Source organism: Pseudarthrobacter scleromae (assembly GCF_014644515.1).
GTDB classification, from domain to species: domain Bacteria; phylum Actinomycetota; class Actinomycetes; order Actinomycetales; family Micrococcaceae; genus Arthrobacter; species Arthrobacter scleromae.
The window spans coordinates 207448-225752 of the sequence record NZ_BMKV01000003.1; the positions used below are offsets into that span (position 1 = coordinate 207448).

The following is an 18305-nucleotide window of genomic DNA, read 5'->3' on the forward strand; positions in this document are numbered from 1 at the left end:
AAGGTGCAGACCCATGGACCGGGCCTGGGTCAGCGCGGACGGCGTGCTGCGTGTTCCCGTGCCAGCTCCGCGTAGCTGTCATCGGGGTGGCCAGGAACAAATCTGCCGTACTTGCGCTCAGCTGCCGTGCGGATCAGGAAGTCCGCAATGGCCGGGTTCTTGGGCAGGAGCGAGCCGTGCAGGTAGCTGGCCACGATATTGCGGTAGCGGGCACCCTCGTTGCCGTCGCTGCTGTTGTTGCCCATACCCTTCGGGGTGGAGCCCAAAGGCCGCACGCCGCTGCCCAGGGTTGTCTGCCCGCTGTGGTTCTCGTAGCCGAGCACTTCCCCGAACTCCGGTGTGGCAACCTTGACGTTGCCAATCAGCCGCTCCTCAGTGCCGTGTGTCTCGACATCGAGGATGCCGATGCCCGGGATGACGGCGCCGGTACGGGTCTTGAAGAAATGTCCGAAGAGCTGGTAAAGCCCGCAGATGACAAGCATCGGCGCACCGTCCTCGGCAAGGTCCTTCAGCACCCCCGCCCGGGCCTGGAGGTCGTCCTGGATGACCAGCTGGCCGCTGTCCTGGCCGCCGCCGCCCACAATGATGTCCACGTCTTCAGGGAACGGATCACCCACGTTGTACTCGAGCAGCTCCGGGGTGTAGCCGTGCCAGCTGATGCGCCGCTGCAGGACCAGGGCATTGCCCCAGTCGCCGTAGATGTTCATGTCGCGGGGGTACAGCTGCACCACCCGGAGGGTCCCCTTGCCCGCGGAGTTTTCCGTTGCGGGATCCGTGCCTGCCTGGCTCAAGAGACAACCTCCACAGTGGTGATTTTGGATAGCTCGCGGCGGATCGCCAGCATGGCCGTGTATGTGCAGAAGATGCGCTTGGGCTTTCCCTGGGCTTCCCTGATGAAGGCCGCCAGCGCCGGAGTGATGTCCGGCTCCACGTTGCCGATGCGGACGTCGTCATATTGCAGCCGCAGTGCCATGTCGTAGGCCCGTGAGCCGGTGAGCTGGTCAACCCCGCCTTCGCGCAGGGACTCGAATTCCACGTCCCACAGCCAGGACATGTCCCGGCCGTCCGCATAGTTGTCATTGATGGCGATCATGGTGGCATAGCCGCCTGCAGGGAACGACTTCAGGCCCAGCCGGAAGCCGCTGGGATTCTTTACCAGGACCAGGTCCAGGGGCTGGCCGTCCACGGTGAGGCTTTCCCCTCGTCCGAAGGCAGGAGCCACGCGGGACAGCGCCTCGAGGAGGGTGTCATGGTTGGCCGTGGCGGCGCCGCTGCCGCAGATGCTGCGCGCCAGCGTCAGCGCAGCTGCCGCATTAAAAATGTTGTATACACCCCGCAGCTTCATCCCCGTGGTGACAGTGGCGCCGTCGTACTCAAACTCAGCGGTGTCCGCGCCGACCTTGCGAAGTACGACGTCGGCGGCAGGCTTCTCCGGCAGTCCCGCCGGAGCGGGACTTCCTGGAGCGGTCCGCATGTCGTCGTCGTTGGGGAAGGTGCTCAGGAGCGAATCGTCCAGACCAAAGTACTTGACGTCCTGTCCGGTGAGCGATTCGGCAATCCGGGCAACCCTGGGGTCTTCGCGGTTCAGCACCACCGTTCCGGTGGTCTTCGCCGCGATGTGCTGGAGGAGCTGGGCCGTCTTGTCGATTTCGCCGAACCGGTCCAGCTGGTCGCGGAGGACGTTGAGCAGGAGGCAGTAGCGCGGCGGGACACTGTTGACGAAATGCACGGCGTGGGCTTCGTCCAGTTCCAGCACGGCAACGTCCGCATCCAGCCGGCCGCGCCAGTCCACCTCGCCAAGCAGGGCGGCAGCCACGCCGCGGGTGAAGTTGCTCCCAGTGCGGTTGGTAAAGACCCGCAAGCCCTGGCTTTCCAGCAGTTCCACCACCATTTTGGTGGTGGTGGTTTTGCCGTTGGTGCCGCTGACCACCGCCACGCCGTGGGGGAGGGTGCTGAGTGTCCGCCGCATGAAGCCGGGGTCGATTTTTTCAACCACCAGCCCGGGCAGGGCGGACCCGCCGCCCCGAAGCCGGGACACCCGGCGGACCAGTTTGCCGAGCGGAACACTGAAGTAGAGCATGTTTTGAATATATCCCAGCAACGGCATGCAACCGCCGTCGGCGCCGCACCTGCCGGTGCCCGCGGAGGGCGAACCCGTATGCTGGACGGATGACAAATTCCCTTTCGGCTGTTTCCGCGCGCCCGGGTTCAGGCCTTCGGATTGGCGTGCTGGCGCTCCAGGGCGACTTCCGCGAGCACCTGCGGGCCATCGAAGCCGCCGGCGCCGAGGCCGTGGGCATCCGCCGGCCCAAGGAACTCGACGGCCTGGACGGGCTCATCATCCCCGGCGGCGAATCCACCGCCATCGACAAACTTGCCCGGGCCTTCGAACTGGCCGAACCGCTGCGGGAACGCATCGCCGAAGGCCTGCCGGTCTATGGATCATGTGCTGGGATGATCCTCCTTGCCAACGACATTGCCGATCCCGCGACGGACCTGTCCGGGGCTCCGCAGCAGACGTTTGGGGGACTGGACATCACCGTCCGCCGCAACGCCTTCGGCCGGCAGCGCGAGTCCTTCGAAACAGACCTTGACTTCAAGGGCCTGGATTTCAGCGCCACCGCCTCCGGTGTTGCACCTGTCCATGCCGTCTTCATCCGCGGGCCGTGGGTGGAACGCGTTGGTCCCGGCGTCGAAATCCTCGCCCAGGTGGTGCCCGCCGACCCGGAGCACGCTTCCCACGCCGTACCGCTGCCGGGGACAGCTAGAATTGTTGCAGTGCGTTCCGGCCACCTGCTGGCCACCTCCTTCCACCCGGAAGTGACTGGGGAGAAACGCGTACACGAACTTTTTATCCGCATGATCAGAGGAGAAGCGTAAAGCATGTCAGGCCACTCCAAATGGGCAACGACGAAGCACAAGAAGGCCATCCTCGACAGCCGCCGCGCCAAGTCGTTTGCCAAGCTGATCAAGAACATCGAAGTTGCTGCGCGCATGGGCGGCCCGGACCTGCAGGGCAACCCGGGCCTGGAACTCGCCGTCACCAAGGCCAAGAAAACCTCCGTTCCGGCAGACAACATCGATCGTGCCATCAAGCGCGGGGCCGGGCTCACCGGTGAAGTGGTCGATTACACCGAGATCATGTACGAATGCCGCGGACCGCAGGGTTCCGCGCTGCTTATCGAGTGCCTTACGGACAACAAGAACCGTGCTGCCTCGGAGGTGCGCCTTGCCATCTCCCGCAACGGCGGAACCATCGCCGATCCCGGGTCGGTGAGCTATCTGTTCAGCCGCAAGGGCGTAGTGACCCTGCCCAAGAAGGACCTGACCGAGGACGACGTCCTGATGGCTGTCCTGGACGCCGGTGCCGAGGAAGTCAAGGACAATGGCGACACCTTTGAGATCCACTCGGACCCCAAGGACCTCCAGGCCGTTCGCGACGCCCTGAAGGACGCAGGCATCGAGTACGACACCGATGAGGCGGAATTCGTTCCGTCCATGGAAGTGCCGCTGGACCTGGAAGCCGCAAAGAAGTTCATGAAGCTCGTTGACGCCCTGGAGGACCTCGACGACGTCCAGAACGTTTACAGCAACGCCGACCTCAGCGACGACGTCCAGGCCGCCCTGGACTCTGAGTGACGCTCCGCCTGCCTGCCGGGCGTTTACACCTGTGACGCTGCGCGTCCTGGGCGTGGATCCCGGACTGACCCGTTGCGGGATCGGCGTTGTTGACGTCGAGCGGAACAGACAGGCCACCATGGTTGCCTATGGTGTGGTGGGAACGTCGCCCGAGGACAGCCTGGACCAGCGGCTGTTGGTGATCGCCCTCGCCATCGACGAATGGCTTGACCGCCACGAGCCGCACGTCCTCGCCGTCGAACGGGTCTTTTCCCAGCTCAACGTCAGTACAGTGATGGGCGTGGCCCAGGCGTCCGGGGTGGTCATCGCCGCAGCGGCCCGGCGGGGGATCCCGGTGGCGCTGCACACGCCGTCGGAAGTCAAAGCCGCAGTCACCGGCAGCGGGTCCTCGAACAAGGACGCGGTGACCAAGCTCGTCACCAAGATCCTGCGCCTGGACACACCGCCGCGGCCTGCGGACGCCGCAGACGCCCTGGCGCTGGCCATCACCCACGCCTGGCGGTCAGGCAGCGGCACTGCCAACAAGGGTGCAGCCACCACCGGCCCGGGCAGCTCGTCCCTGACCCCGGCCCAGCGGGCATGGGCGGAAGCCGAAGCAAAGGCGCGCCGCGCCCGGTGAATGTCCTGCCCGCTTGCTAGGGTATTCGTAGATATGTTCGGATAGCCGGTCCTGCTCCCTGGAGCCCGGCAAGACACCAGGAGCCAGGCCTTGATCAGTTTCCTTCGCGGAACGGTAGCGCATGTGGGTCTTTCCACTGCCGTGATTGACCTCAACGGGGCGGGCATGAGCGTCAACGCCACGCCCCAGACCCTCAGCAGGCTGCGCACCGGCGAGGAAGGCCAGCTTTTCACCTCCCTGATCGTCCGGGAGGATTCGCTCACGCTCTTTGGTTTCGCGTCCGACGACGAGCGGGAGGTTTTCGATGTCCTCCTCAGTGTGAGCGGGGTGGGGCCGCGCCTTGCCCTGGCAGTCCTGGCGGTCCACGAGCCGGAGGCGATCCGGGTGGCCGCGCACACCGGGGACAGCAAGACGTTCACGAAAGTTCCCGGCATCGGTCCCAAAGTCGCAGGGCGGATTGTGCTGGAGCTGGCGGGAAAGCTGGTTCCGCACGGCACGGCGGGCACGGCAGCGGCGTCCACTCCGGCCGAGGCCGCCTGGAAACCGCAGGTGGTGGCCGCCATGACGAGCCTGGGCTGGTCCGAAAAGGACGCCTCCTCCAGCATCGACAAAGCACTGGCGGACGATCCCGAGGTCTCGTTCCGCGGCAACGTGCCGGAGATCCTGCGGACGACGCTCCGGTGGCTGGGGCAGGACGGTGCCCGGGCCGGCAACCGCGTAGGCAGCCGTGGCTGAACCGTCACTGGTGGCCGCGGGGGAGGAGCCTGAAGAGCGGGCCATCGAGGCCGCGCTCCGGCCCAAGAACCTGGACGACTTCGTGGGCCAGCACCGGGTGCGGAAACAGCTGTCCCTGGTGCTCCAGGCCTCCCGGATGCGCGGGCGCAGCGCGGACCATGTGCTCTTCTCCGGCCCGCCAGGGCTGGGCAAGACAACCCTCGCCATGATCGTTGCGTCCGAAATGAATGCGCCCCTGCGGATCAGCAGCGGCCCGGCCATCCAGCACGCGGGGGACCTCGCAGCCATTCTTTCCTCCCTTTCCGAGGGCGAGGTCCTGTTCCTTGACGAAATCCACCGGATGTCCAGGCCGGCTGAAGAGATGCTGTACATGGCCATGGAGGACTTCCGGGTAGACATTGTGGTGGGCAAGGGCGCCGGTGCCACGGCAATCCCGCTCGAACTGCCGCCCTTTACCCTGGTGGGCGCCACCACCCGCGCGGGCCTGCTGCCGGGACCCCTCCGGGACCGGTTCGGCTTTACCGGCCACCTGGAGTTCTACTCCGTGCCGGAGCTGGAACTTGTGCTGCGCCGCTCCGCCGGCCTGCTGGACCTCAAGGTCAACTCGGCCGGGTTCTCCGAAATCGCCGGGCGCTCCCGCGGCACTCCCCGCATCGCCAACCGGCTGTTGCGGCGTGTCCGGGACTGGGCCTTGGTCCACGGAATCGACCAGATCGATGCCAGGGCGGCGTCCGCCGCGCTGGACATGTATGAAGTGGACAAAAAGGGCCTGGACCGCCTTGACCGCGCAGTCCTCGAAGCCCTGATCACCAAGTTTGGCGGCGGGCCGGTGGGGCTCTCCACGCTGGCCATCGCCGTCGGTGAAGAGACCGAAACCGTGGAAACCGTCGCTGAGCCTTTCCTGGTCCGGGAGGGACTGCTGGGCCGCACCCCGCGTGGCCGGATTGCCATGGCTCCTGCCTGGACCCACCTTGGCTATGCCATTCCGTCGGGTGTCTTTGCCCAGGAGCAACTGGACCTGTTTGAGCCGGCTGAAGAGGACGCCTGAGCCCGGGCTGACTGGCCCCTAATACCAATAGCAGGCTCCGTTCAGCTTTTCCCTTTAGACTGGTATGACGCTCGGCACGTTCGGGTCTTTGTTCCCGCGGGCAGCACTACCGGCAGCCCGCGGATGGATGGCAAGCAGCTTCGCCAGGCCACTCGTTCAAAGCGGACGGCGCTGTCAACCGGCTCAATGCAAGTACAGCTCAATGCAAGTACAGAATGGAACTTCCCCGTGTTCGGACACATCACTGCCCAGACCACCACTACCCAGCCCGGCGGCGGCATCGACATCATGTCGATCCTGCTGTTCGTGATGCTCGGCATCTTCATCTTCATGATGTTCCGCCGCAACAAGAAGACCCAGCAGCAGCAGGCAACGCTTCAGTCGCAGTTCGCCCCCGGCGTTGAGGTCATGACCAGCTTTGGCCTGTTCGGCCGCATCGTCGACATCGACGACGAAGAAAACAAGGTCACCCTGGAGCTCTCCCCGGGCAACCTGGCCACCGTGCACCGCCAGGCAGTCACCAAGATCATCGAACCCGCAGCCGGGGTACCCGCTGCGACTGAGGTGCCGGATGATGCCTCCTCCCTGACCGCCGCGGAAAGCGGAAACACCCCCGCTGCAGCCGAGACCCCGGAAGAAACCCTGAAGCGCCTCAATGACGAGGGCAAGAAGGACAACTAGTCCCCGCTGCTTCCACAACACCTCTACCGCTGCGGACCACCGCCGGTGCAAGCATCAGCAGGCACCGGCGGTTCCTCCGTGAATAAGAGAAAGATCGACAATGGCACGAACTGGCCCCAATAAACCAGGCCTCAGGGTCCTGGTCTGGCTCGGTGTACTCCTCGCCACACTCACTGCCGTCCTGGCCGGCGGCACCCTCGCCGGGCAGGCAAGCTGGGCGCCCAAGCTGGCGCTCGACCTCGAAGGCGGCACCCAGATGATCCTGGCGCCGAAGGTCGAGGGCGGTTCGGACATCAACGAGGAACAGCTTAACCAGGCCGTGGCGATCATCCGCCAGCGCGTTGACGGTTCAGGTGTTGCCGAAGCAGAGATCAGCACCCAGTCCGGGCGCAATGTGGTGGTCAGCCTTCCCGGCACCCCCTCCAGCCAGACGCGCGACCTGATCCAGGCCTCCGCGGACATGAACTTCCGGCCGGTGCTGCTCGCCGGTGCCGGGGCTCCCGTCCCCGAAGAGCAGCGGGCGCCTGAGGACCAGCTGCCCAAGCCGACGGCGGAACCCGCCAACAGCAGCGACATCAACTGGATCACTCCGGAGATCTACCGCGAGTTTGAGACCCTGGACTGCGACAACCCGGCCCAGGACGAGCGGGAACGCTCAGATCCGGCCAAGCCGTTGGTGACCTGCGAGCCGGCTTCAGACACGAACCCTGCGATCAAGTACATCCTGGGTCCCGTGGAGGTCAAGGGCAGCAACATCGTTACGTCCTCCTTCCAGCTCCAGCAGGGCGCACAGGGTGCCGTTACCAACGACTGGGCAGTCAACATCCAGTTCGACGACGAAGGCACGGCCAGGTTCAAAGAGGTTACCGAACGCCTGAACCAGTTCTACGTTGCCGCTGGCGGCGACGCCGGCAACGACCCCAAGGCGCAGTTCGCCATTGTGCTGGATGACCAGGTCATCTCCGCGCCCCGGTCCCTTGCCGTCATCACCGACGGCCGCCCGCAGATCACCGGCGGGTTCACCGAGCAAAGCGCCAAGGCCCTGTCCGACCAGCTCCGCTTCGGTGCCCTGCCCATCAGCTTCGAGATCCAGAGCGAGCAGCAGATTTCGGCCACCCTCGGCGGTGAGCAGCTGCGCATGGGCCTCCTGGCGGGCATCATCGGTCTCCTGCTGGTGGTGGTCTACTCCCTGTTCCAGTACCGGGCGCTCGGCTTGGTGACCATCGCCTCACTGGTGGTCGCGGGCCTCCTGACGTATCTCGCCATCGCCATCCTGGGCTGGACGGAAAACTACCGTCTGTCCCTGGCCGGCGTCGCGGGCCTCATCGTGGCAATCGGCCAGACGGCGGACTCCTTCATCGTTTACTTCGAGCGGATCCGGGACGAGCTCCGTGAGGGGCGGGGCCTGGTCTCCGCCGTCGAAAACGGCTGGAAGCGGGCCAAGCGGACCGTGCTGGCGTCCAAGGCCGTCAACCTGCTGGCCGCGCTGGTCCTTTACTTCGTGGCCGTGGGCAACGTCCGCGGATTTGCGTTCACGCTGGGCCTGACCGCTATCGCCGACCTCATCGTGGTGTTCATGTTTACGCACCCGACGCTGCAGATGTTGGCGCGCACGCGGTTCTTCGGCGAGGGCCACCGGCTGTCCGGCCTTGATCCGAAACGGCTCGGAGCCGTTCCGCTGTACCGCGGTGCAGGCCGCGTCCGGACCCCGGCAGACAAGCCTGCGGCGGTCCGGACCAAGAACGCCGGTGCGGCCGCCGAAGCGGAACGCAGGATGACCATCGCCGAACGCCGCCTGGCGGAGAAGCAGGAGCAGCTCGCGGGCTCCTCGAAGTCCTCAGCGAAGGAGAACAAGTAATGTCAGGCTTCGCCAACTTCGGCAACGAGCTCTACACCGGAAAGCGCTCCTACAACTTTGTGGGGGCCAAGAAACTCTGGTTCATCATCGCGGCGGTGGCTGTTGTCCTGTCCATCATCATTCCGCTGGCCAAGGGCGGCTTCAACCTCGGCATCGAGTTCCGCGGCGGATCCGAATTCACCGTCTCCAACGTGCAGACCACGGATGCGGCCCTGGGGGAGAAGGCCGTGACCGACGTGGTTCAGGGCAGCGTGCCGCGCGTGGCGAACGTTGCCGGCACCACCATGCGGATCCAGACGGACAAACTGACCGACGATGAGACGCTCCGCATCAAGGAGGGACTCACAAGCGCGTACGGCGTCACCGACAATGAGGTGACCTCGACGTTCGTCGGACCCACCTGGGGCGCCGACGTCACCAAGCAGGCCCTGATCGGCCTGGTGGTGTTCGTGCTCCTCGCCGCAGTGCTGATGGCACTCTACTTCCGCACGTGGAAGATGTCCCTCTCTGCCATCGCGGGCATGGCGGTGACTATGTTCATCACCGCAGGCGTTTACGCCCTCAGCGACTTTGAGGTCACTCCGTCGGCAATCATCGGGTTCCTGACCGTGCTCAGCTACTCCCTGTATGACACGGTGGTGGTCTTCGACAAGATCCGCGAGAACACCGCCGACCTGGACGCGTCCACCCGCCGCACGTTCGCCGAGGAGGTCAACCTCGCCGTGAACCAGACGCTCGTCAGGTCAATCAACACCATGATGGTGGCGATCCTCCCCGTGGGAGCGATTCTGTTCATCGGTGCCGGGCTGCTGGGGGCAGGTACGCTGCGCGACCTTTCGCTGGCACTGTTTGTCGGGATCCTGATCGGCACGGCGGCCACCATCTTCGTGGCAGCCCCGATGTATGCCTGGCTGCGCCAGAACGAGCCCGACCTCGTGAGGCAGGCGAAGCGGGTTGAGCACCGGCGTGCCGGTGCCGGCACAGGGTCCGGGTCCGGCTCCTCAGCCGTGGAAACAGCCCCCGCATAACCCGCGCACTCACGGGCCGGCCGGCGTCAGGAGACTGACGCCGGCCGGCCCGTCCGTGTTTAAGGCGCTGGTTATAATTCTCACCGCCGCGGGGAATAGACTGAAGTAATTAAAACGGTGGTGAGGGGTACTTCATTGGAAGAGCGTTCGGCGTCAGCGCCAGCGGCACAGGGTGACAAGGGTGCTGCCAACGGTACGCAGGCCGGGGTGGCCTCGTCCGCGCGCCCCGGCCCGCTGGTTCCGGTCGACAACTCCGGGTCCCGGCCCACCTTTCCCGGCCGCAGGGAGCGCACCCGGTCCAGGCTCGCCCGGCTGACAGGGCGCAGCACGGCGACGTACTCACCCATCCTTGAACCCCTGCTGAGGACCGTCCGGGCCAACAACCCCAAAGAGGACTTCGACCTCATCCAGCGGGCCTTCGACGTTGCGGAACAAAGCCACCGCGGGCAGAAGCGCAAGAGCGGCGACCCGTACATCACGCATCCCGTGGCCGTGGCCACCATCCTCGCTGAACTTGGGCTGAGCGGAACCACGCTGGCCGCGGCCCTGCTGCACGACACTGTGGAGGACACGCCCTACACCCTCGCCGACTTGAAGCGGGATTTCGGGCCCGAAGTTGCCATGCTTGTTGACGGCGTGACCAAGCTGGACAAGGTCAGCTTCGGCGAGGCGGCACAGTCCGAGACTGTCCGCAAAATGGTTGTTGCCATGGCCAAGGACATCCGTGTCCTGATGATCAAGCTGGCGGACCGGCTGCACAACGCCCGGACCTGGCGGTTCGTTTCCGCTGAATCGTCCGCCCGGAAGGCGCGGGAAACGCTGGAGATCTTTGCCCCCCTGGCGCACAGGCTGGGCATGAACACCATCAAGTGGGAGCTCGAGGATCTCTCCTTCGCTGCGCTCTACCCGAAGGTTTACGAAGAGATTGTCCGGATGGTGGGGGACAGGACCCCCGAGCGGGAGAAGAGCCTGAGCGTCATCCGCGACCAGATCACCGAAGACCTCCGTACCGCCAAGATCAAGGCCACCATCACCGGCCGCCCCAAGCACTACTACTCCATCTACCAGAAGATGATCGTCCGCGATAAGGATTTCGACGACATCAACGACCTCATGGGTGTCCGTGTACTGGTGGACTCCGTCCGTGACTGCTACGCCGCCCTCGGCACCATGCATTCGCGCTGGAACCCGCTGCCCGGCAGGTTCAAGGACTACATCGCGATGCCCAAGTTCAACATGTACCAGTCGCTGCACACCACGGTCATCGGCCCCGGCGGCAAGCCGGTGGAAATCCAGATCCGCACCCATGAGATGCACCGCCGTGCCGAGTACGGCGTGGCTGCGCACTGGAAGTACAAGGACCAGCCCAACCGGACCGCGGTTGGTCCCGGAAGCCCCCGCGACGGCGACATGGGCTGGTTGCGGTCCCTGGTGGACTGGCAGCAGGAAACCTCGGATCCGGGTGAGTTCCTGGACTCCCTCCGCTTCGAGATCAACGCGCGGGAAGTTTTCGTCTTCACCCCCAAGGGCGAAGTCATGGCGCTGCCCGCAGGTTCCACACCCGTGGACTTCGCATACGCAGTCCATACCGAAGTCGGCCACCGGACCATCGGTGCCCGGGTCAACGGAAAACTGGTTCCGCTCAACAGCGAACTCAACCACGGCGACTGGGTGGAGATCTTCACTTCCAAGGCCGAAGGCGCCGGGCCCAGCCAGGACTGGCAGCACTTCGTCAAGAGCGCCCGGGCACGGAACAAGATCCGCCAGTGGTTCAGCAAGGAACGCCGGGAAGAGGCGATTGACCGCGGCAAGGAACTGCTGACCCGTGCAATGCGGAAGCAGAACCTCCCGCTGCAGCGGCTGATGACCCACGAGGCCCTGGCCGCCGTAGCAGAAGAGTTCAAGTACGTTGACATTTCGGGACTCTACGCCGGAGTGGGCGACGGGCATACGTCCGCCCAATCGGTCATGGAAAAGCTGGTCGAAAGCCTCGGGGGCAACGAGAGCGCCGACGACGACATCGCCGAAGTCAGCATCCCCACCCAGGTCACCAAAGCCCGTTTCTCCGATTCCGGCGTGGTGGTCCGGGGCGTCGGCGACGTCTGGGTCAAGCTGGCCCGCTGCTGCACGCCCGTGCCCCCCGATCCCATCCTCGGTTTTGTGACCAGGGGCTCGGGCGTCTCCGTGCACAGGACAGACTGCACCAACATCTCGGACCTCAAGGACCAGCCCGACCGCATCGTCGACGTGGAGTGGGCGCCAACGCAGTCCAGCGTCTTCCTGGTCGAGATCCAGGTGGAAGCGCTGGACCGAAAGTCGCTGCTGTCCGACGTCACCCGCGTCCTGTCCGAGAACCATGTGAACATCCTGGCAGCCAGCGTGCACACCTCCACGGACCGGGTGGCGATCTCAAAGTTTGCCTTCGAAATGGGTGACCCCAAGTACCTGAGCCACGTCCTCAGCGCTGTCCGCAGGATCGACGGCGTGTTCGACGTGTACCGGACCACCGGCAACAAGCGCCGGAGCTAGCGCGGCGAGTTTTTCCAGGGCGGCCCGCTTGTGGGGCACGCGCGGCGTCGCCTCTATGGCCAGGACGAGCAGGCGCAGGCGCACGTCCTTTTGCGGGCGCGCCAGCAGGCTTTCCAATGCGGGGATGGCCCTGCCCGCGTCCACGTGCAGGGCAATGTCCAGGGCGGTCCGCAGCGGGCTGGAGACCATCAGGCCGCCAAGGCTGACCACGTCGAACGGGCCAAGCTTCACCTCGTGCAGGGTGCAGCCCCGGGTGTTCCGGAGGCTTGAAACCCTTCGTTTGGCGTCCACCAGCAGCGCAAGCCTGTCCGGCTCTGCCGCGCAGCCGTAGATCCAGGCTGCTGTCATACGGCCGGCAACCACCCTCTGCCTGACCGACGGCGGCACAGCGCCCGCCGCCGCCCGTGCACGCAGCTGCGGGGACGCGGCGACTCCGGGCAGTGTATAGCCGCGGTGGTGAAGCCTGTCCAGGAGTCCGTCCGCGGCGAGGGCCTGCAGTTCGGGCATGGCGAAGGGCATCTCCGGAACATACAGTTCCGGGAAACGTTGTGTTGCTGCCTCTGCTGCGGCCGGATGGTCAGTGCCCGGAGGAGCCGATGGAATCGCCATTCGTCCATCCTGCCGCGCAGGCCCTTAACAGGAACAGGCCCGGTCCGGTTATGTGGATAACCGGACCGGGCCTGTCCCAGACGCCGGCCTGTGGGGCAGGCGGACGAGCGAGAACGTGCTGGCTTATGAGAGTTCGCTGGCCGAGCGCTGGATCTGGTCGAGCCAAGCTTGGCGTGCCTCAAGGGCTTCCTGGGCGGCCTTGATCTTGCGCTGGTCACCGGTTTTCTCCGCCTTGGCAAGATCGTCCTGAAGGCTTGCGATTGCGGATTCCAGCTGGGACAGGGCACTGTTGGTGCGCGCCTTCCGCTCCGGGTTGGAGCGCTGCCACTGCTCTTCCTCAGCGTTCCGGACTGCATCCTCAACCTTGCGCAGCCCGGCTTCGATGCGGCCCATGTCGCCGCGCGGGACCTTGCCTGCTTCTTCCCACCGGTCACGGACGGACTGCAGTGCCTTCTTGGCCGCGGCCAGGTCCTTGACCGGAAGGATGGCGTTTGCCTCCAGCAGGAGGGCCTCCTTGACGGTGAGGTTGGCAGCGTATTCCTGGTCAATCTCTTCGTTGGCGGCCTGGCGGTTCGTGAAGAACACATCCTGTGCCGCGCGGAAACGGGCCCAGAGTGCGTCGTCGTCCTTGCGGCTGGCACGCGGTGATGCCTTCCACTGGTCCATCAGCCTGCGGTACTCGCCGGCGGCAAAACCCCAGTCGGTGGAGGTGGACAGTGCTTCAGCCTCGGCGATCAGCTTTTCCTTGGCGGACTTGGCCGCGGAGTTGTTGCTGTCCAGCTGGGAGAAGTAGGCGCGGCGGTGGCGGTCGAAAACGGTGCGCGCTGCCCGGAACCTCTTCCACAGGGCGTCTTCGTTGCTGCGGCCAAGGCGCACGCCGCTCTTCTGCGCTGTCTTCCAGCTCTCGAAGAGTTCGTTCATGCGGGCGCTGGAGGTCTTCCACTGTGTCTGTGCGGGGTCCTGGCCGGAGATCTGCTCGGCTTCGGCAACAATTGCCTCGCGCGCTGCCAGTTCGGACGCGCGGACGGCGTCGTGCTCGGCTTTTTCGGCTTTCTCCAGCTCGCCGATCTGCTCAGCAAGCTTGTCCAGCCGCGCCTCGGCTGCCCGCAGGTCGCCCACCATGTTCCGCTCCGCAAGCTGCTCGCGCAGGTGGGTGACGGTTTTCTGCATGTCCGTGCTGGGGGCCTTGGAGCTGACGCGCTGTTCGAGCAGCACAATCTGTGCCACGACGTCGTCATATTTGCGCGCAAAGTAGGCGAGGGCTTCGTCGTCGCTCACGCCCGGGTACTGCCCTACGGCGTGCTCGCTGCCGTCAATGGTGAGGAACACATGCCCGTCGCCTTCAACCCGGCCCCACTTTGAGGCTTCGGCCAGGGAGGTGGCAGGAACTGCCGGAACAGCCGCTGCCGCCGGAGCGGCAGCTGCAGGTTTCGGGCGGGAAGCGAACGCGGCCGGGGACGGAGCTGCTGACCGGGGGGAAGGAGCCGGTGAGGGTGCTGGTGCAGTTGCCGGTGCGGGGGCAGGTGCGGAATCGTCATCAGCGGGAGTGTCGTCCGCGGGAGCGGAAGGATCTGCCTCGCTTGCGGCGGGTTCTTCTGCGGCTGCCCCGGTTTCAGGAGCTTCCACTGCTGGGGTGCCGGCTGCTTCAGTTCCTGCGCCGTCGGCGGCGGAGGCCGCCGTTTCGGTCAGGTCTGTTGCTGTTTCGTCGGATTTCTGACTGTCTGTCACCGCTAAAAGTCTTTCGCTTGGAGGGAAATACTCACGTACTGCACCGCGGCCGTGCCGGCCGGGCTTCCTACTTCAGAGAAAACGAGTCTATCGTGACTGGTTCAACGGGCGCGCCGTCCGTGTCGCTGCTGCCCGGCGTGATTCCGGCGGCAGCCAGGTTGGCCACCACGTCCAGCCCCGATGTCACCTTCCCAACCACGGTGTAGCCGCCGGCGCTGTCCGCCGGGATGACCGTGTCTTTATAGACAATGAAGAACTGGGTGCCGTTGCCGTACGCGTTGTTTCCTGTACGGGCCACTGCGATGGTGCCGGCCGGATAGGTGCCGTCCTCTGGCGTGTTCTCCAACGGACCCCAGGTGTAGTCAGGGTCTCCCTGGCCGTCACCTGTAGGGGAGCCGCATTGCAGGACGCCGAAGGTGTCCCCGGTAGTCAGGCGGTGGCAGGTCTTGCCGCCAAAATAGCCCTCGTCGCTGAGCGACTTGAAGACCGCGGTTGCCTGCGGAGCATCCGTCCCGTTCAGCTCCACGCCCAGCGGGCTGCCGTTCAGGACGAGCTCGCCGGTGAAGGTCTGGCCGGCGGCGGTGTCCGCGGCGGGGATGTTGGGGCCGTTGGTTGCCTGCGTGGACGGGCTGCTCAGTCCAGCCTCTGCGGCAGCGTACTCGTCCTCGGAGGGATTGCCGGCAAAGGCAGTGAGTTGGAGTACGACGGCGAGGACAACGGCGGCTGCCCCGGCGCCGGCGGCGATGAGATTGTCGCGTTTTCGCCGGCCTTCCTGGTCCCGCCGCATGGCCCGCTTGGCTTCCATCTGCTGAATGCGCCGTTTGGTTTCGCGGGCACTGCGTGAACTGGCCGCCAAGGGTCCTCCTCATAGTCGGGCTGCTGCACGGCATGGCCGTAGGCCGCCTGCGCAGGTGTTGGCCGCCGGGCCTGCCGGTCCGCCGCATTAGAGATGCCGGCGGAAGACGACATAAACTGACTGCCGCACATAGTTTATGCATGACTGGCTGGACTGCCGCCGTCGTACGCCCGTTTCGGGCCGATTGCCGCGCACGTCCCTGCCGCCGTTCACCAAGAGGAGAAACTCCACCATGGCACGCACCGCCTCCCTGTCCGGATTCCCCGAGTGGCTTCCCGAGGAGCGGCTGGTGGAGCTTCATGTGTTGGATACGCTGCGCCGGGTGTTCGAGCTGCACGGATTCTCCTCCATTGAAACGCGGGCCGTGGAAACTGTCGGCCAGCTGCTGCGCAAAGGGGAGATCGACAAAGAGGTGTACGGGCTCAGCCGCCTCCAGGAGGACGAGGGCGAGGCGAAGGGCAAAGCCGACCCGCACGCACTTGCCCTGCACTTCGACCTGACTGTTCCCTTTGCCCGTTACGTCGTCGAAAACGCCGGCTACCTGGCGTTCCCCTTCCGGCGCTACCAGATCCAGAAGGTGTGGCGCGGCGAACGCCCGCAGGAAGGCCGGGCCCGCGAATTCACCCAGGCTGACATCGACGTGGTGGGCGACGGCGACCTGCCCTTCCGCTACGACGTCGAGATCGCGCTGGTGATCGCCGAGGCGCTCAGCGCCCTCCCCATTCCGGACTTCCGCCTCCGCATCAACAACAGGAAGCTCGCCGAGGGCTTCTACCGCGGCATTGGCCTGGATGACACGGCCGGCGTGCTGCGGAGCATCGACAAACTCGAAAAGATCGGGCCCGCGAAAGTAGCGGAACTGTTGAAGTCTGAACTGGGTGCCACCGACGACCAGGCACAGAAAGCCCTGCAGCTGGCCGGAATCCGCACCGAGGACTCTTCGTTCGTGGCCCAGGTCCGGGCGTTGGGTGTCACTAATGATCTGCTGGACGAGGGCCTCAGCGAGCTTGAACAGGTCATTGACGCGGCCGTCCAGCGTGCCCCGGGCAAGGTGGTGGCTGACCTCAGCATTGCCCGCGGCCTGGACTATTACACCGGAACAGTGGTGGAAACCGTCCTGGTCGGCCACGAACAGCTGGGTTCCATCTGCTCCGGCGGCCGGTATGACGCGCTGGCGTCGAAAGGAAACCGGAAGTTCCCGGGCGTGGGACTTTCGATCGGCGTCACCCGGCTGGTGTCCCGCATCCTGAGCCAGGACCTGGCCAAGGCCTCACGGTCGGTTCCCACTGCCGTGCTTGTGGCCCTGACGCACGATGACAGCTGGGACGCTGCGCAGGACGTTGCCGCCCAGCTGCGCAGCCGCGGCATTCCCACCGAAGTGGCAGCGAAGGCGGAAAAGTTCGGCAAGCAGATCAAGTTCGCTGACCGGCGCGGCATCCCGTTTGTCTGGTTCACCGACGACGACGGTACGCACCAGGTCAAGGACATCCGGACCGGCGAGCAGGTAGTCGCAGCCCCGGAGACCTGGACGCCGCCGGCCGAAGATCTGGCAGTGCAGGTGTCCACGGCGGCAGAGCCGGCTGCAGCAGCCGTTTAGCTGCCGGGCGGCGCCAGGTGCCGCCGTCGTGGGGCACTTTGGCACAGACCCGCCGTCGATAGGTCCGCTCACGGCGTGTGGGCGGACCTGACGGACCCGCTCCACGCGGTCGGGACGCGCTAATGCCGCAGCCGCAGGACCAGCCACCGCCCCGCTACGCCGGCTGCCAGCACCGCCGCCATCGTCAGGACCGACGCCGGCGGCAGGGTGAAGGCCAGCAGCAGGCAGGCTGCGAAGCCGACGGCGTTCAGCCACTTGGGTGCGTAGCCTGGATGTGCCGCCAGGGTGTATGCAGAGGCGTTGGCCACGGCGTAGTACATCAGCACGCCAAAGCTGGAGAAGCCCACCACCGTCATAACGTCAGTGGTGAGCAGAAGCAGGATGACGACGGCGGCCACCACCAGTTCCGCCACATACGGCACGGTGTGCTTTCCCCCCACCTTCGCCAGGGGCGCCGGCAGGTCGCGTTCCCGTGCCATGGCCAGCGTGGTGCGGCCAACACCCGTGATCAGTGCCAGCAGGGCTCCCAGGCAGGCAGCGGCGGCTCCCACCTGCACCAGTAATGCACCTCCCTGGAACCGCGACTCCAGCACCGCGTCCAGCAGCGGCGTCCGTGTGGCCGCGAGCTGTCCGCCGGGCAGGTGGTTCAGCAGGAGCAGCGAGAGGGTCAGGTAGATGGCGAACGCAGCGGCCAGGGCGGCGAGGATTGCGCGCGGGATGGCCCGGGCAGGATCCTTGACCTCCTCGCCCAATGTGGCGATCCGGGCGTAGCCGGCAAAGGCGAAGAACATCAGCCCGGCCGCCGGCAGCACCCCGCCCAGGGAAGAGCCGTCCGCGGGCCCGCCCGCGCCGGGGCCGGGGTGGGGCCCCACGGCTGCGGCCACAGCGACGAAGGCGAGGGTGGCCAAAACGATGCACAGCAGGATCCGCGTGAGCAGGGCAGTGCGGGTGATGCCCAGCAAATTGACGCCGGTGAGCACAACCACGGCCGCCACGGCCGCCGGCACTGCGTAGCCGGGCCAGGCATAGCTGCCGAACGTCAGCGCCATCGCGGCGCAGGATGCAGTCTTTCCTGTGACAAATCCCCAGCCGGCAAGGAATCCCGGCCATTCGCCAAGCTGCTTGCGGCCGTAGACGTACGTCCCGCCGCTGGTGGGGTACTTTGCGGCGAGGGCGGCCGACGCCACCGCGTTGCAGTAGGCAACCGCCCCCGCGATGACCACCGACAGGGCCAGCAGCTGGCCCGCCAGCGCGGCCGCCGGCGCGAAGACAACGAACACCCCGGCGCCCAGCATTGAGCCGAGTCCGATGGCTGTGGCGTCAAACGTGCCGAGCCTGCGTTCAAGATGCGGGTGTGCGCTCATGCGGTGGCAGTCCC

General features: G+C 65.7%; 16 protein-coding genes. 10 read left to right on the forward strand and 6 right to left on the reverse strand.

Annotation, left to right across the window (positions count from 1 at the left end):
• Positions 1-29: 29 nt before the first annotated feature.
• On the reverse strand, positions 30-791 hold the full coding sequence (locus IEX33_RS09075; protein WP_188729525.1) for a type 1 glutamine amidotransferase: 762 nt from the start codon (positions 789-791) through the stop codon (positions 30-32).
• A complete protein-coding gene (locus IEX33_RS09080; RefSeq protein WP_188729526.1) occupies positions 788-2080 on the reverse strand; it encodes a Mur ligase family protein in 1293 nt (430 codons plus the stop codon). Before IEX33_RS09080 ends, IEX33_RS09075 begins: the two co-directional genes overlap by 4 nt.
• 89 nt (positions 2081-2169) lie before the next feature.
• Here IEX33_RS09080 and pdxT point away from each other — a divergent pair, with 89 nt between their 5' ends.
• The 9 genes from pdxT (at position 2170) to IEX33_RS09125 (ending at position 12137) form a co-directional block, all read left to right on the forward strand.
• On the forward strand, positions 2170-2880 hold the full coding sequence (gene pdxT, locus IEX33_RS09085) for a pyridoxal 5'-phosphate synthase glutaminase subunit PdxT (RefSeq protein WP_188729527.1): 711 nt from the start codon (positions 2170-2172) through the stop codon (positions 2878-2880).
• A 3-nt stretch (positions 2881-2883) separates the two neighbouring features.
• Positions 2884-3639, forward strand: a complete 756-nt coding sequence (locus IEX33_RS09090; protein WP_104185953.1) for a YebC/PmpR family DNA-binding transcriptional regulator — start codon at positions 2884-2886, stop codon at positions 3637-3639.
• A gap of 31 nt (positions 3640-3670) precedes the next feature.
• The gene (ruvC, locus tag IEX33_RS09095; RefSeq protein WP_188729528.1) at positions 3671-4258 is read left to right on the forward strand and encodes a crossover junction endodeoxyribonuclease RuvC; all 588 of its coding nucleotides are present in this window, start codon (positions 3671-3673) and stop codon (positions 4256-4258) included.
• Positions 4259-4348: 90 nt separating this feature from the next.
• Positions 4349-4993 (forward strand): Holliday junction branch migration protein RuvA, encoded by a 645-nt coding sequence (gene ruvA / locus IEX33_RS09100; protein WP_174181114.1) that lies wholly within the window; start codon positions 4349-4351, stop codon positions 4991-4993.
• The gene (gene ruvB, locus IEX33_RS09105) at positions 4986-6041 is read left to right on the forward strand and encodes a Holliday junction branch migration DNA helicase RuvB (RefSeq protein ID WP_174181112.1); all 1056 of its coding nucleotides are present in this window, start codon (positions 4986-4988) and stop codon (positions 6039-6041) included. Before ruvA ends, ruvB begins: the two co-directional genes overlap by 8 nt.
• 288 nt (positions 6042-6329) lie before the next feature.
• A complete protein-coding gene (yajC, locus tag IEX33_RS09110; RefSeq protein WP_104186120.1) occupies positions 6330-6722 on the forward strand; it encodes a preprotein translocase subunit YajC in 393 nt (130 codons plus the stop codon).
• A 100-nt stretch (positions 6723-6822) separates the two neighbouring features.
• Positions 6823-8580 carry a protein translocase subunit SecD gene (gene secD / locus IEX33_RS09115; protein ID WP_104185949.1) on the forward strand — a complete coding sequence of 586 codons (1758 nt, stop codon included), beginning with the start codon at positions 6823-6825 and terminating at the stop codon, positions 8578-8580.
• Positions 8580-9608: a protein translocase subunit SecF gene (secF, locus tag IEX33_RS09120; RefSeq protein ID WP_188729529.1), complete on the forward strand. Its 1029-nt coding sequence runs from the start codon at positions 8580-8582 to the stop codon at positions 9606-9608. Before secD ends, secF begins: the two co-directional genes overlap by 1 nt.
• A 135-nt stretch (positions 9609-9743) precedes the next feature.
• Positions 9744-12137: a RelA/SpoT family protein gene (locus IEX33_RS09125; protein ID WP_174181106.1), complete on the forward strand. Its 2394-nt coding sequence runs from the start codon at positions 9744-9746 to the stop codon at positions 12135-12137.
• Here IEX33_RS09125 and IEX33_RS09130 read toward each other — a convergent pair.
• The 3 genes from IEX33_RS09130 to IEX33_RS09140 form a co-directional block, all read right to left on the reverse strand.
• Positions 12018-12746 carry a type IV toxin-antitoxin system AbiEi family antitoxin gene (locus IEX33_RS09130; RefSeq protein ID WP_188729530.1) on the reverse strand — a complete coding sequence of 243 codons (729 nt, stop codon included), beginning with the start codon at positions 12744-12746 and terminating at the stop codon, positions 12018-12020. The two genes, IEX33_RS09125 and IEX33_RS09130, sit on opposite strands and share 120 nt — an antisense overlap.
• Before the next feature lie 123 nt (positions 12747-12869).
• Entirely contained in the window at positions 12870-14474 is a 1605-nt protein-coding gene (locus tag IEX33_RS09135; RefSeq protein WP_188729531.1) for a DUF349 domain-containing protein, read from the reverse strand.
• A gap of 67 nt (positions 14475-14541) precedes the next feature.
• Positions 14542-15330 (reverse strand): peptidylprolyl isomerase, encoded by a 789-nt coding sequence (locus IEX33_RS09140; protein WP_188729533.1) that lies wholly within the window; start codon positions 15328-15330, stop codon positions 14542-14544.
• Positions 15331-15562: 232 nt separating this feature from the next.
• Here IEX33_RS09140 and hisS point away from each other — a divergent pair, with 232 nt between their 5' ends.
• A complete protein-coding gene (gene hisS, locus IEX33_RS09145; protein ID WP_188729535.1) occupies positions 15563-16927 on the forward strand; it encodes a histidine--tRNA ligase in 1365 nt (454 codons plus the stop codon).
• A gap of 119 nt (positions 16928-17046) precedes the next feature.
• Here hisS and IEX33_RS09150 read toward each other — a convergent pair whose 3' ends face one another.
• Positions 17047-18291 carry an APC family permease gene (locus IEX33_RS09150; protein WP_188729537.1) on the reverse strand — a complete coding sequence of 415 codons (1245 nt, stop codon included), beginning with the start codon at positions 18289-18291 and terminating at the stop codon, positions 17047-17049.
• Positions 18292-18305 lie beyond the last annotated feature (14 nt).